Source organism: Streptomyces sp. NBC_00377 (genome assembly GCF_036075115.1).
Taxonomy (GTDB): domain Bacteria; phylum Actinomycetota; class Actinomycetes; order Streptomycetales; family Streptomycetaceae; genus Streptomyces.
On sequence record NZ_CP107958.1, the window covers coordinates 1987218 to 2000194 of the forward strand.

The 12977-nt window shown below is 69.4% G+C and carries 14 protein-coding genes; 13 read left to right on the forward strand and 1 reads right to left on the reverse strand.

Features of this window, described 5'->3' with window-relative positions; all coding sequences use genetic code 11:
- Window positions 1-211: 211 nt before the first annotated feature.
- The 5 genes from OHS71_RS41300 (at window position 212) to OHS71_RS08875 (ending at window position 3602) form a co-directional block, all read left to right on the forward strand.
- The gene (locus OHS71_RS41300) at window positions 212-1516 is read left to right on the forward strand and encodes a nitrilase-related carbon-nitrogen hydrolase (protein ID WP_443046886.1); all 1305 of its coding nucleotides are present in this window, start codon (window positions 212-214) and stop codon (window positions 1514-1516) included.
- On the forward strand, window positions 1453-2316 hold the full coding sequence (lgt, locus tag OHS71_RS08860; protein ID WP_328478562.1) for a prolipoprotein diacylglyceryl transferase: 864 nt from the start codon (window positions 1453-1455) through the stop codon (window positions 2314-2316). Before OHS71_RS41300 ends, lgt begins: the two co-directional genes overlap by 64 nt.
- The gene (locus tag OHS71_RS08865; RefSeq protein WP_328478564.1) at window positions 2313-2564 is read left to right on the forward strand and encodes a hypothetical protein; all 252 of its coding nucleotides are present in this window, start codon (window positions 2313-2315) and stop codon (window positions 2562-2564) included. Before lgt ends, OHS71_RS08865 begins: the two co-directional genes overlap by 4 nt.
- A 124-nt stretch (window positions 2565-2688) precedes the next feature.
- On the forward strand, window positions 2689-3105 hold the full coding sequence (locus OHS71_RS08870) for a plastocyanin/azurin family copper-binding protein (protein ID WP_328478566.1): 417 nt from the start codon (window positions 2689-2691) through the stop codon (window positions 3103-3105).
- Window positions 3106-3245: 140 nt separating this feature from the next.
- The gene (locus tag OHS71_RS08875; RefSeq protein ID WP_328478568.1) at window positions 3246-3602 is read left to right on the forward strand and encodes an NADH-quinone oxidoreductase subunit A; all 357 of its coding nucleotides are present in this window, start codon (window positions 3246-3248) and stop codon (window positions 3600-3602) included.
- A 263-nt stretch (window positions 3603-3865) separates the two neighbouring features.
- On the opposite strand, the gene OHS71_RS08880 is transcribed toward OHS71_RS08875, so the two are convergent.
- Entirely contained in the window at window positions 3866-4396 is a 531-nt protein-coding gene (locus tag OHS71_RS08880) for a hypothetical protein (protein ID WP_328478570.1), read from the reverse strand.
- A gap of 27 nt (window positions 4397-4423) precedes the next feature.
- Between OHS71_RS08880 and OHS71_RS08885 the strand changes: the two genes are divergently transcribed.
- The 8 genes from OHS71_RS08885 to OHS71_RS08920 all read left to right on the forward strand — a co-directional run bounded on the left by OHS71_RS08885 (window position 4424) and on the right by OHS71_RS08920 (window position 12948).
- Window positions 4424-5200 carry a hypothetical protein gene (locus OHS71_RS08885; RefSeq protein WP_328478572.1) on the forward strand — a complete coding sequence of 259 codons (777 nt, stop codon included), beginning with the start codon at window positions 4424-4426 and terminating at the stop codon, window positions 5198-5200.
- Window positions 5193-6137 (forward strand): NADH-quinone oxidoreductase subunit H, encoded by a 945-nt coding sequence (locus OHS71_RS08890; protein ID WP_328478574.1) that lies wholly within the window; start codon window positions 5193-5195, stop codon window positions 6135-6137. The genes OHS71_RS08885 and OHS71_RS08890 overlap by 8 nt, the downstream gene beginning before the upstream one ends.
- A gap of 23 nt (window positions 6138-6160) precedes the next feature.
- Window positions 6161-6721, forward strand: coding sequence for an NADH-quinone oxidoreductase subunit J (locus tag OHS71_RS08895; RefSeq protein ID WP_328478576.1), 561 nt, complete (start codon window positions 6161-6163; stop codon window positions 6719-6721).
- Window positions 6718-7023 (forward strand): NADH-quinone oxidoreductase subunit NuoK, encoded by a 306-nt coding sequence (locus OHS71_RS08900; protein WP_328478578.1) that lies wholly within the window; start codon window positions 6718-6720, stop codon window positions 7021-7023. Before OHS71_RS08895 ends, OHS71_RS08900 begins: the two co-directional genes overlap by 4 nt.
- Window positions 7020-8867 carry an NADH-quinone oxidoreductase subunit 5 family protein gene (locus tag OHS71_RS08905; protein ID WP_328478580.1) on the forward strand — a complete coding sequence of 616 codons (1848 nt, stop codon included), beginning with the start codon at window positions 7020-7022 and terminating at the stop codon, window positions 8865-8867. Before OHS71_RS08900 ends, OHS71_RS08905 begins: the two co-directional genes overlap by 4 nt.
- Window positions 8868-8872: 5 nt before the next feature.
- Complete coding sequence (locus OHS71_RS08910) at window positions 8873-10378, forward strand: complex I subunit 4 family protein (protein ID WP_328478582.1); 1506 nt, start codon at window positions 8873-8875, stop codon at window positions 10376-10378.
- Window positions 10375-11793 carry an NADH-quinone oxidoreductase subunit N gene (locus OHS71_RS08915; RefSeq protein WP_328478584.1) on the forward strand — a complete coding sequence of 473 codons (1419 nt, stop codon included), beginning with the start codon at window positions 10375-10377 and terminating at the stop codon, window positions 11791-11793. The genes OHS71_RS08910 and OHS71_RS08915 overlap by 4 nt, the downstream gene beginning before the upstream one ends.
- A 396-nt stretch (window positions 11794-12189) precedes the next feature.
- On the forward strand, window positions 12190-12948 hold the full coding sequence (locus OHS71_RS08920) for a hypothetical protein (protein ID WP_328478586.1): 759 nt from the start codon (window positions 12190-12192) through the stop codon (window positions 12946-12948).
- The last annotated feature ends 29 nt before the right edge of the window (window positions 12949-12977 follow it).

Sequence of the window (12977 nt, forward strand, 5' to 3'; positions counted from 1 at the left end):
GCGGTCCACGACCGCCGCGTCAGGTCCGCCTTCACCGCGGGCGCCCATCTTCGGTACGGCCCTCTTCGCCCCGCTGATCGTCTGGCTAACGAACCTCGGCGTACTGCCCTGGCTCGCCCTCATGGCGGTCCAAACCCTGTTCGTCGCGCTCGCCGCGACACTGCTCCCCGCCTGCTCTCACTGCCGGGCTGGCCGCTGCGCACCGCGGTGAGTGGCCCTGGAGGGGGTCCGCAGCCGGGCTCCGCTCGGCGGCTTCCCCTGGGGACGGCTCGCGTTCGCGCAGGCGGATGCCCTTCATGCCGGCTGGGCCGCTGTCGGTGGCGGCCCAGCCCTCTCCTTCGTCGTCGCATCCCTGGGGTCACTGCCGGTGTACGGCGTGACGCCCAGGCGGGGTGGCCGCCGAACAGTCGGCACGGTCGTATGTCCCGGCATGGCCGCCCTGGTCACGGCGCCGCTCACCCTCTCCGGCCCGGAGACATCAGGACCGAACGCCGTGGTCGCCGTCGTCCCGGCAACGTCGACCGCGAGCGCACGCTGGGAGAGCAGGCCCGGTGCGCGGCGTCGCGGAGAACCACGCCCGCGAAACCAGGGCCCTGGCCGACGCCGTACACCGGGGCGAGGTCCCGCCTCCGGCCGTCGTCCTGTGGCCGGAGAACTCCCTCGATGGCGATCCGGGACGCAGTCCGGAGCTCGGCTCCCCGGTCGCCGATTCGGTCCGGGAACTGGAAAGCCCGCTCCCGATCGGCGTGATGCTGGAAGCTCCCGGCCGCCGGGCCCACAACGCCGATCAGCTGTGGCTGCCCGGCCAGGGCCCGGTTTCCTCATACGCCAAGCGCCAGCTCGTCCCCTTCGGCGAGTACATCCCGGCCCGCTCGCTTCTGGGCGGCGTCGGCGCCCTCCAGCTGATCCCCGCGACCTCCTGCCGGGCACCTCGACGGCCCCGCTGGCGGCCAGGCGGGTGCGGCTCGGTGACGTGATCTGCTACGAGATCGCGTACGACGACCGGTTCTGCGACACCTTAGAGGCAGGTGCCAACCTCCTCGTCGTCCAGACCAACAACGCGACGTACGAGCGCGGCCTGCAAGCCGGGCAGTCCGAGCAGCAGCTCGCGATGACCCGGATCCGCGCGATCGAGTACGGCCGGGCCGTCGCGCTGGCGTCGACGAGCGGAATCAGCGCCGTCGTCGCGCCGGACGGGCGTGTCATGGACCGGCTGGGGACCTGGCGTGGCGGCCACCTGGTCGAGCGCGTGCCCCTCTCTTACGGGCTCGGCCTGTCCGATTGGCTCGGCGTGTGGCCCGAGGTGCTGCCGGGTGCGCCATTCTGGTCGGCCTGGCCCTCTCACTGCGTCGCTCGCGGCACGCCGCAACCGCACCTCAGAGCCCCATTTCCACGCCTGAGCATGACCAGCTATTTACTAATCTACTTAGCTGACTCTTCTATAGTGACGGTATGGAACTCGCCGCACTGCCCAGCCCCTCTACCGGGGTACTTCACCTGGGGCCGATCCCGCTGAGGGCGTACGCCTTCTGCATCATCCTGGGCGTATTCGTCGCCGTCTGGCTCGGCACACGGCGCTGGGTGGCACGCGGCGGCAAGAAGGAGACGATCGCCGACATCGCCATCTGGGCCGTGCCCTTCGGGATCATCGGTGGCCGCCTCTACCACGTGATCACCAGCCCTGACACATACTTCGGCGCAGGCGGCGAGCCCATCAAGGCTCTGTACGTCTGGGAGGGCGGCCTCGGCATCTGGGGCGCCATCGCGCTTGGCGGCTTCGGTGCCTGGATCGGATGCCGTCGGCACGGTGTCCCGTTCCCGGCGTACGCGGACGTGGTCGCGCCGGGTATCGCGCTCGCGCAGGCGATCGGGCGCTGGGGGAACTGGTTCAACCAGGAGCTCTTCGGGCAGCCGACCACGCTTCCGTGGGGCCTGGAGATCTCCCCGGACAAGCGACCGGAGGGCTACATGGACGTGGCGACGTTCCACCCCACCTTCCTCTACGAGTCGCTGTGGGACGTCGGCGTCGCGGTACTGGTCATCTGGGCGGGTGCGCGCTTCGCCCTGGGCCACGGGCGGACCTTCGCCCTCTACGTGGCCGCTTATACCGTCGGCCGGTTCTGGATCGAGTACCTGCGCATCGACGAGGCCCACCACTTTTGGGGCCTGCGACTCAACGACTGGACATCGATCGTCGTGTTCGCCGGCGCCGTCACGTACCTGGTGGTTTCGGCCCGGCGGCGCCCGGGCGTGGAGGACATCTCAGCGACTGACGCCGTGGCGGACGCCGCCGAAGCAGAGAAGGCGAGCGCATGAGTGGCAACAACAGCATCAGGCACAACAAACTCAAGGTCGGAAAGCTGCACACCCGGTCCGTGCCGAACCGGATCTTCGGCTGGTCTCTGTTCTGGCTGAGCATCGCGGTCGTCGTGGTGAACTGGATCGAGGAGTTCAGCGAGCTCGAAGTGCTCCCCGGCGGCCATTCCGTGTTCTACCTGGCGGGCGGCACCCTGGCGGCCGTCATCGGGCTCTGGCGGGCGGGCGTCATGGACGCGAAGTCGTAACCGAAGGCACGATCCGCCCCTGAACAAGGCGGACCATACATCCGTATCTCCCATAGAGGGCCTCTCGTGGCAGACAGAGACAAGCCCGGCGGCTCGCAAGCGGGCTCCGAAGGGGATGAGCCATATGGCGATCTCGACACGACTCGCACTCCGCACGACGGCGCTGGCGTTCTCCGGCGCTCTTGTCCTGGCAGCCTGCTCCAACGGCGGGGACGGAGGCGGCCAGGCGAACGAATCGGGCGGCGCGACCAAGACCGAACTCGCGACGCAGGTGACCGTCACCGAGACCGAATACGCGCTGAAGTTGTCTCGCACCTCCTTCGCGCCAGGCACGTACACCTTCACGGCCGACAACGCCGGCCGGGCCGCGCATGCTCTGGAGGTCGAGGGACCCGGTGTGTCGGAGGCCGAGACCAGGACGATCCAGGGCGGCGAGAAGGCGACAGTGACCGTGACGCTCCAGAAGGGCAGCTATGAGCTGTACTGCCCCGTGGGCGGCCACAAAGGGCTTGGCATGGAGCAGCGCATCGAGGTCGGCTGAGGCGCATCGGCCGCCGCCTCCTGGGCACTGAAGAAGGAACGGACGCTGATCGCGGTGTCGCGCATTCCTCCGCCAGCGTGTGCTTGGCATGATGCGTCACGGCGGTAACCGGGTGAGGGCCCATTACGGGAAGGGACCGCGTGGAGAGATCCGACTGGCAGCCAGTACTGGTGCTCTTCGTACTCATCGTCGCGGCGGTCGTTCTCCTGCACGCCGTCTCGATCGCGCTGCGAGCAATCCGTGAACCGCTGCGGACCGGCCCCTTCAGCGGAGGCCTCGAACCGGAGGAACACGCCCTGTCCCGGTTCCACGTGCGCTGGTACCCGGTCACGATGGTCTTCCTCGCCTTCGACATGGAGATGCTGTTCATGTACCCGTGGACGAAGGTGGTCTCGGCGGTCGGTACGAGCGCGGTCGTCGAGATGTTCCTCTTCCTGGGCATCCTGCTGGCGGGTGTCGGCTACGCCTGGCGCGAGGGGGCGTTCCGGTGGAGTTGAGGCCCGGGATGGTACGGGCGGCGGTGTCTCGGCCTGGAGTCCTGCTGGTCGTGGTCCCGGGGGCGACGCGGGAACGGCTCGTGGTCGAGGCCGAGTTGGTGCGGCGGGGCTGGCCCTGCGTTACGGTGCCGGCGGACGCGGATCTCCTCGTGCTCCTGGGTGATCTCGGTGTCGACGGGAGCGACTGGGTCGAGAACGTGTGGGGCGGCATTCCGGCGCCCAAGGCGCGGGTCCAGATCACGGATGCGGAGCAGGCCGCCGGCCTACTCGATCGCGGGCTGGCCGAACTTGGACGCGGTGTGCGTCCAGTGGCGGTGGCGAGTGGCCGGAACAGCGGGCCTGACGGTCAGGAATCCCATAGCGACCATGAGGCGCACGGTGTCGAGGGTGGCCACGCCGCGCACGTCGGACACGAAAACCATGGTTCGCACGAAGACCATGGTTCGCACGAGGACCGAAACGGTCACGGCGAACACGGTGACACTCCCCATCCGCGCCATCCCGATCACACCGCTCACGAGACACACGATCACACCGGCGGACATGCCCAGCACGCCCATGGCGGCACTCCCACCCAACACATGGGCCAGAGCGCACACGACGGCCATGCCGAACACGGCCAGCACAGCGAAGGCCACCCCGACGGGCATGGCGCACACGGAGACCACGGTCAGCCGCAGGGCCATGGCGGCCAGCACGACGACGGTGGACACGAGAACTATGACGGCCACGGAGGGCATGCGGGGCACGGCGAGCACGACATGCACGGGGGCCACGGCGACCACGCGGGACATGACATGGGAGTCGTGGACGGACTCCCCATGGCGGACCGAGCCGATGACCGCGACGAGCTGCGCCTGGACCGACTGCACATCCCGCTGGGGCCGGCTCTCGCCGACTGGCCCTCGGGTCTGGTGCTACGGCTCACTCTGCAGGGCGACATCGTCCAAGAGGCGACCGTGGAGCAGGTGCCGACTCCCCCGTCCCCACAACCGCCTTTCTGGAACGAACCGTTCCTCCACGCCGCCGCGGGCGAACGGATTCCGAAAGGTGACGCGGCACGACGGCTGTGTGCCGCGCATCTGGACAGTCTGGCCAGGTTTTTCGCGGTGGCAGGGTGGGCCGACATGGCGGCTCGTGCCGGATACGTGCGTGATCGCGCTCTCACAGGCGACGCGGCAGCCGAACTCTCGTCGCTCGTACGTCCCTTGATCCGTCGGGCCGAGCGTTCGCGGACGCTGCGCTGGCTGACCGCAGGTCTGGGACCGCTGCCTGCCGAGCAGGCCCGGCGGCACGGTGTCACCGGCCCCGCGCTGATCGCCGACGGGGACGCTCACGACCGCATGCTCGTGTGGCTCGACGCGGTCGGGTGGAACGCGGCAGCGGTCGACGGCGTGGAGGTCCTGGACGCGGCCCAAGTGGTCGGCCCCCGCGGTCACGTCCTGGGTGCGGTGCCCGGCTCGCGGGCTCTGTTGGACGTCCTGCCGGGACTGCTCGGCGGCGCCGAGTTCGCGTGTGCGCGGATCATCGTCGCGAGCCTCGACCCGGATCTCGACGAGCTGACTCATGTATCAGCAGCGGGGATGGTCCATGGCTGAGCGCACACCGCTGTGGGCGATATTCGTACTGCCCACGCTGCTGATCGTGGTGGCCGTGGTGGTGGCCGGTCTCGATGCGGTTCTGGCAGCCGGGGCTCGCAACGGGCGGTCCGCGTCCCTGCGGGAGACCGCCGTCCGTGCCTCACGGCCCGGCCGCGAGGCGCTGCGCCACCTCGTCCAACAGCCGCGTCGGACGCGGGCGTCCGATGTGCCGCTGACACGGATCGGAACCGCTCTCCTGCCCGTCGCCGCCACGCTGGCAGCCGTCGTCCTGCCGCTGGGCTTCCGGTCGGTGAGCGATCTGCCGGAGGGGATCGTCTGGTTCAACGCGATGGAGGCGTTGGCCTGGGCCGCAGTGTGGCTGGCGGGCTGGGGCCCGAACTCGGCGCTCTCGCTCATCGGCGGCTACCGGTTCCTCGCTCAGGGCCTGGCGTACGAGCTTCCCCACATGCTCGCGATCACCACCGCCGCACTCGGGGCGGAATCGCTACGGGTCGGTGAAGTCGTCGACGCCCAAGCGGGGTTGTGGTTCGCCCTGTGGATGCCGGCCGCCTTCGGGATCTACCTGCTCAGCGCCATGGCAATGGCGTTCTGGGGCCCGTTCGACCAGCCCGCCGGAGCAGACCTGGCCGGTGGCGCGGCCGCCGAGCTGTCGGGCGTCGACCGTGTGTTGTTCCTCGGCGGCCGGTGGCTGCTGCTGGTCGTCGCGGCGTCCTTCAGCGTGCCGTTGTTCCTGGGCGGCGGCCACGGGCCTGTGCTGCCCGGCTGGGCGTGGACGGTACTCAAGACCGTGGTCGTACTGGTCTTCCTGATCTGGATCCGCCGCAGGATTCCGACCCTGCGCATGGACCGCTATCTGGAGCTGACCTGGGTCGTGTTGACCCCGTTGGCCATCCTCCAGGCGCTGGTCGTGGCGGTCGTGGTCCTGAACCGATGACGAGAGCGAGGTGTCGGGCGTAAATGGAAGTCGCCGTCTTCTGGGTACTGGCGGTCCTCGCGATCGTCAGCGGCGCGATGGTGTTCCGCTTCGACTCCATGGCCCGCGCGACGTTCTCCCTGCTGACCTCGCTGCTGTGCGTGGGCGGCCTCGTCGTGCTGCTCGGGCTCGACTATCTCGGCATCGTCATCGTGCTGATGATGACGATCGAGATGGCCATCATGGCCGTCTTCATGGTGATGTACATGATGAACCCGGCCGGGCTCATGCCGATGACGATGATGCACAACAAGAAGGGCGCGGCCGTGGTGTGCGGGCTGCTGTTCGCACTGCTGGCCGCCGGGATCCTCCTCGCTCCCTGGCCCGGTCGCAGGGGCAGGCCCCCCAAGGACCCGACCATGGATCTCGGCATGTCCCTCATGGGCCCGCAGATGCTCACCATGATGACACTCGGCATGGCGCTGTTCGCGACGATCGTGGCCACCGTCCTCCTGGCCACCCGCCGGGGACGCTACGACCGGCTCGGCGACGACCTGCGGGCGCGGCGCCCGGACGATCCGGTACGAGGCGGTGTCGGCCGATGAGTCTGGAGCTTTTCCTGCTGCTGGCCGCCGCACTGTTCTGCGTCGGGCTGTTCGGCGCCCTCACCCAGCAGTCGATCGTGATGCTGATGATGGGCCTGGAACTGATGCTGGGCGGGGTGATCCTGGCCGCCGGCACCGTCTGGCACTACATCGCCCCAGCGACCGCCGACGGCCAGGTGCTGATCGTCGTAGCTGTCACGGCGATGGCCCTGGAGATGGCGATCGGATTCGCCGTGGTCACCGCCCTGTTCCGGTCGAGGGAGATCGACATGACCGACATGGCGGCGGAGATGAAGGAGTGAGCGGCCTGCTGTGGGCGCTGGTCGCCGTACCGCTCGGGGCCGGCGTCCTGCTGCTGGTGGCGGGACACAGGGCCAACCGTGCGGCCCCCGGCGTGGCTCTGGCCGTTTCGGCGGCCGCGACGGGTCTCGCCATCGCGGTGGCCTTCCGGCATACGTCCGTACAGGCGCCGCTTCTCGACGGTCTACCGGTCCGCCTGGCCGTGGACGGACTGTCCGGTCTGCTGGTCGTGACGGTCACCGTGGTCACCCTCGCCGTACTCCTGTTCAGCGCGGCCGAGTTCGGGGCGGACGAAGCTCGAGCCCGCTTCTTCGGGCTGATGCTGCTGTTCGCCGGGAGCATGCTGGTCACGGTCACGGCCGCGACCCTGCCGGTCCTGCTGATGGGCTGGGAGGTCATGGGCGCCACCTCGTGGGCGCTGATCGGCTACTGGTGGCGGGATCCAGTGCGCACGAGCGCGGCCGACACCGCGTTCCTCACCACCCGTACCGCGGATCTGGGCCTGTATCTGGCGGCGGGCGCGGCTCTGGCGAGCGGTCGGGACACCACGCTCTCCCTCGACGGGCTGGCCCGCGCGGACGACCCGTGGCTGTCGTTCGTCACGGCGGGGCTCGTCGTCGCCGCGTTTGGCAAGTCCGCCCAACTGCCCTTCAGTTTTTGGCTGTCGAAGGCGATGCAGGGCCCGAGCCCGGTCTCCGCGCTGCTGCACTCGGCGACGATGGTCATCGCGGGGGCGTATCTGCTGCTGCGGACCGGGCCGTTGCTGGACGCCTCCGGCTGGGGCGACGACCTCGTGGCCTGGGCCGGCGCCGCCACCGCGCTCTGCCTCGGGTTGGTCGCGGTGGCCCAGAGCGACCTCAAGCAGCTGCTCGCCGCGTCGACGTGCGCCCAGATCGGCTTCATGGTGCTGGCCGCCGGGACCGGCGCGACCACCGGTGGCACCCTACAACTCCTCACCCACGCGGCCGCGAAGAGCCTGCTGTTCCTGACCGCCGGGGCCTGGCTGACCGCCCTCGCCACGCAACGACTCCCCGAACTGCTGGGCGCCGCACGCCACCATCGCATCGCGGGCCTGGCCTTCACGGTGGGCGCGCTTTCCTTGGCCGGGTTGCCGCCTCTGTCGCTGTGGGCTGCCAAGGATGTGCTGCTCGCGGGGGCGTTGGAGACCAGTGGCTGGTTGTACGGCGTCGCGTTGTCCGCCGCCGTGTTGTCGGCGGTCTACAGTGCCAAGGCCCTGTGGTTCGTCTGGCGCCCGGCGGTGCCGCGGCCCGACGCGCGCCGCGTCCCGGTCGGTGCCGTGGGGCCCCTGGTGCTGCTGGCGCTGGCGTGTGTCGCGCTGACGCCGGTTGCGTTCCCGCCGCTGCGGGACAGTCTCGGGCGGGTACTGGCCCATTCCGGTCAGCCCGAGCCTCATATCTGGGAGTTCGCGCTCTCCGGGGCTCTTGCTCTGCTGGCGGCCGCGGTCACCTGGCTCTGGGGCACGCGCCCCCTGCCCGTGCCCGCCCGGGCCAAATCCGGGTTCGCGGACTGGCTGTTGCTGGAGCGCGCTGCCGACGTCCTCCTGGTCGCTCCTGTGTTGCGGCTCGCGCGGGCCGCCGCCGCGGTCGACGACCGCGTCCTGGACCGTGCCGTCGACGGCTCGGCCGCATCCGCCGTGCGGTTCGCCCGCTGGACGAACCGAGTCGTCGAACGGGCCATGGACGGCACGGTGTCGGGGGTCGCGTCCGGGACTCGCACGCTCGGCCGCTGGGCCCGTCGCCCGCAGACCGGGCAGCTGCACCAGTACCTCGCCCAGGCCGTCGCGGCCTTCACCGTCCTCGCCGTCGTGCTCGTCCTCGTGAGGTGACCCGTATGCTGACCGCCCTCGTCTTCGCGCCCACGGCCGTCGCACTGCTGCTCTTCGTCCTGCCCCGACGGACGACTCCGGCGTTCTTCCGCGGTATCTGGGTGGCGGTGTCGGCCATCGAACTCACTCTCGTCATCGTGATGTGGGCCGGATACGAAACCGGCGGCGGAATGCAGTACGAGGAACGCGCCCGCTGGATCCCCAGCGCAGGCGTCGGCTACCACGTCGGCGTCGACGGCCTGTCGCTCCCGCTGCTTGCCCTCACCTGCCTGCTGTTCCTGGCCTGCGCCCTCTACTCACTGCGCGAGAACCGTCGTATCCGCGAATTCGCCGCCCTGTTCCTCTTCCTCGAGACCACATGCCTCGGTCTGTTCGCGGCCCTGGACCTGATCCTCTTCTTCGTCTTCTTCGACCTGTCCATCGTGGCGATGTACTTCGTCATCGCCGGCTGGGGCCATCGGCAGGCGGCCCACGCCGCGCTGAAGTTCTTCCTGTACACGTTCATCGGCTCGCTCGCCCTGCTGCTCGGCTTCATCGGCCTGTACCTCGCCGCGTCCCCGCACACCTTCGACATGGTCGAACTGGCCCGGCAGAACCCGCTCGCCGGACGCTCCGTCTACGGCGGCCTCGTCCTGCTGGCCGTGGTGGTGGGTCTGGCGGTGAAGACTCCGACGGTGCCGTTCCACACATGGTTGCCGCCGGCCCATGTCGAAGCGCCGGCCGCCGGTTCGGCGATCCTGGCCGGGGTGCTGCTGAAGATGGGCACCTACGGTTTCATCCGCATCGCCATGCCGATGCTCCCCGAGTCCTGGCGCCGTTACGCTCTGGTGCTGGTGGTCGTCGGCGTCGTGTCCGTCCTGCACGGTGCCCTGGTCGCCCTCGCGCAGACCGACTTCAAACGGATGGTCGCCTACACCTCCGTCAACCACATGGGCTACATCGTCCTCGCAGTCGGCGCGGCCGCTGCGACCGCGGACAGCTCCGAGCAGGCCCGCTCCCTGGCCGTCACCGGGGCGGTGACACAGATGGTCAGCCACGGGCTGCTCACCGGCGCGCTGTTCCTGCTCGCCGGGGTGCTGTACGAGCGTGGACGGACGTACGACATGACCTCCTACTCGGGAGTCGCGGGTGCGGCCCCCGTGTTCGCGGCCATGACCGGCGTCGCGGCCTTCGCCTCGCTCGGTCTGCCCGGGTTCTCCGGCTTCATCGCCGAGTTCCAGATCTTCACCGGAAGTCTCGGACCACGGCCGGTCGCCACCGCGCTCTCGGTACTCGGCATCCTGCTCACGGCCGGGCTCTTCCTGCGGGCGCTGCGGCAGATCCTCACGGGGCCGCTGCGCCTGCCCGACGCCCCGGGCACCCCACGCGCCTTCCCGGACATGCGCGCGCACGAGAACCTCGCCGTCGTACCGCTGCTCGTCCTGGCCGTCGTGCTCGGCGTGGCACCACGCTTCCTGCTCGACGTCATCGAGCCGGCCTCGCGCTCCGTCCTGGAGCTGCTCGCCCGATGACCGAGATGAACGAGAACCCACTCGACCTACTGCCCGAGGTGCTCCTTGCCGCGTCGGCGGTGTTCGGCCTGCTGCTGGGCTCCTGGCTGCCGCGTGCCCGTCAGTGGCTGGTGGGGATGTTGGCGGTCATCGCATGTGTGGCGGGGATCGTCGCGGCGTCGGTAGCCGCAGCGGAGCCCTCCACCACCGCCTTCGGCGAGGCCTTCGCCGTCGACCCGGTCACGAGTACGTCCAGGATCGTCGTCCTCGGCGGCACTCTCCTGGTCCTCGCTGTCTCCTTCCGCCCACTGCGAGGGGACGCCCGCGAGAGCGAGTTCTACGTCCTGGTGCAACTGGCGTCCCTCGGCGCGCTGATGATGGCGGGCACCCAGGACCTGCTGCTGCTCGCTGCCGGCTACCTGCTGGCGAGCATCCCCGCCTATACTCTCGCCGGCTTCCGCAAGGACGGCCCGGGCACCGAGGCGGCCCTCAAGTACTACGTCGTCGGCGCCCTGTTGGGCGTACTGATGCTGGCCGGGATCACCGTCCTGTACGCGGCCGGGCGCGCCACCGGCTATCCGATGCTCGGGGAAGCGTTCCGCGACGCGCCCAAGGCGCTGCTCGCCGCCGGAGCCATCGGGTTGCTGGCGGGCGTGCTGTTCAAAGCCGGAGGCGTGCCCGCGCACTTCTGGGTGCCGGACGCCGTGCAGGGCAGCAGCCCGCCGGTGGCCGCACTGCTCACCACCATTCCGAAGATCGGAGCACTGGCCGCGCTGTTCCGCCTCGGCGACGTTGTGTTCGCAGACAGCACGCTGCCATGGCCCGCGCTCGTCGCCGTCCTCTCGGCCGCGTCGATGACGCTCGGCAACCTGGGCGCGTTCTTCCAGCAGGACACCAAACGGCTGCTCGCCTACTCGACGATCAGCCAGGTCGGATACCTGCTCATGCCCGTGGCGGTAGCCGGCCGCTCCGACCTCGCCCAACAGGCACTGCTGTACTACCTCGCGGCCTACACGGTCACCAACCTCGGCGCGTTCGCCGTGGTCTGCGCGCTCCCCCGCGCGCACACGCTGGACGACTACCGGGGACTCGCCAAGGAGCGCCCACTGCTCGCCGCAAGCCTCGTCATCTGCCTGCTGGGCCTGGTCGGCACCCCGCCGACGGCGGTCTTCCTCGGCAAACTCGAGGTATTCAGCGCCGCGCTCGAGGGCGGCTACGCCTGGCTCGCCGTCCTGGCCGCCGTCAACACCGTGGCCTCACTTTTCTACTACCTGCGCTGGATCGTGCCCGCCGTCTCCCGGACCGGGACACCGGGACCTGCCGAGGGTGACCGCGCGGCGCGCTACGTCGCGTACGGCGCCGCGGCGGTCTCACTCGGACTCGGCCTGGCGGGAGGGCCAGTACTCGACGCGTTGAGCGGACCGATCATCCGCTGACGCCGGGGCACAGATCAGCCACACGCCGGAACTGCCCTCCAGCGGCGTCCGGTTCGGCAACGGCTCCGGGGACGGCGCCAGGACGCCAGGCCGGTAACCGAGCGGCGCCACTCCGCTCTCGGAGCAGCAGGCACTTCTCCGCAGTCGAAGCGGTGGTGAATTTCGGGAGCCGCGTGCATGACAAATCTAGGATTGCTCCCCTAATCTACTTAGCGGTTGATCCCTCTGATCGACTGGAGCCCCACTGGCATGCCCGTGTCGCATGCCGTCCGGTCGAACGGTCAGTCACCAACGCAACACCTGCACGGTAGTTCGCGATCCTGGCTGCGCCGACGACGAAGGGGCTCATCCGGGGTCGCGTGTGGCTTTCATCCCCAACCACTGAGGAGACCCCTCGTGCGCATGAAGCTGCTCGCCGCCGTCACCGCCGCGGCCGCCGCCACTCTGACGTTCAGCACCTCCGCCCAGGCCAACCACTCCTGGGGCAGCTACCACTGGGCCCGAACGTCCAACCCCTTCACCCTCAAGCTCGGTGACAACCTCAGCTCGACCTGGAAGAGCTACCTGAGCACCGCCTCGTCCGACTGGTCCACGTCCCAGGTCCTCGACACCACCATCGTGACCGGCCAGTCCAACAACAGCTGCCGGGCCACCACCGGCCGCGTCGAGGTGTGCAACAGAACCTACGGCAACAACGGCTGGCTGGGCCTCGCCTCGATATCGACGACCGGCGGCAACCACATCAGCTCGGGAACGGTCAAGCTCAACGACACGTACTTCAACACGACGACGTACAACACACCGTCGTGGAGAACCATGGTGACGTGCCAGGAGGTCGGTCACACCTTCGGCCTCGACCACCAGGACACGACCCAGACCAACCCCAACCTGGGCACCTGCATGGACTACACCAACACCCCCGACGGCCCGCCCAGCAACCTCCACCCCAACCCGCACGACTACGACGAGCTGGCGACCATCTACGCCCACCTCGACTCCACCAGCACGGTCAACCAGTCCGCGGCCGCACCACAGGTCGGCAACGACAAGGCGAGCTGGGGCAAGCGCGTGGCACACTCCGCGCACGGTGACACCTACGTCCGCAACTTCGGCGGCGGCAAGTCGGTGATCACCTTCGTGATCTGGGCGAGCTGACGTCCCAACCACGTGGGCGGGGCCGGCCG